A 766-nucleotide genomic window follows, 5' to 3' on the forward strand; every position below is an offset into this window, starting at 1 on the left:
CTGGTGCCGATCAGCAACAACAGACGGAGTTTTATCGACATCCCCAAGCCCTCGGCGGTTATGGACTGAAGCAAGGTGTTGATGGCTGCCGTGTGGAACCCCATCGACGCGTTCGCTACCCCTGATTTAAGCATACTTGCAGGTTTTCGCTGCTTCAGGTCGCTCCTATCTTGAAACGGGCTTGCGTAACAACTGTGGCGTTCGCATGCGAAGCACTCGCAATCCAAGCGGTCAACTTGCTAACCTCCCCGACCCCAACGCAGCCCTATCCAGAAGAGACACCCCAAATGCGCGAGCGAAAAGCCGCACGATTACTCGTGATCAGCCCCTCTCACGAGGTCCTCCTTTTCAGGTTCGTTCACAAGGATGGGGCCTTGGCCGGCAGAAACTACTGGGCCACCCCTGGCGGCGGTCTTGAACACGCAGAAACCTTCCAGGCTGCGGCAATCCGTGAACTGCGTGAGGAGACCGGTATTCAGGTCGAGACCGTCATAGGACCTGTGGCCGAGCGGCAGTTTTCAATGCTCCTGCCCAGTGGCGAGACGGTGCTCGCCCTGGAGCAGTACTTTGTTGTGCATGCGCCAAACCAGGTGCTTTCCAGTGCCGGTTGGACCGTCCCCGAGGCCCAGGTCATGGCCGCTCCTCACTGGTGGTCCGCCCAGGAGCTGAGATCGCCCGAGGAACAGGCTTGGCCCGCGCCGTTGGCGGAGATGGCAGTGGCTGCACGTCTCTTCACATCTGCCGCGCATCCTTCACGACACTACTC

At 59.5% G+C, this 766-nt stretch carries 1 protein-coding gene; it reads left to right on the plus strand.

The window, feature by feature from the left end:
• Positions 1-287: 287 nt before the first annotated feature.
• A partial coding sequence (locus ASU03_RS19295) for an NUDIX hydrolase (RefSeq protein WP_082627374.1) occupies positions 288-766 on the plus strand: 479 nt, incomplete at its 3' end.

This window comes from Colwellia sp. TT2012, from assembly GCF_001440345.1.
Lineage (GTDB): Bacteria > Pseudomonadota > Gammaproteobacteria > Enterobacterales > Alteromonadaceae > Colwellia.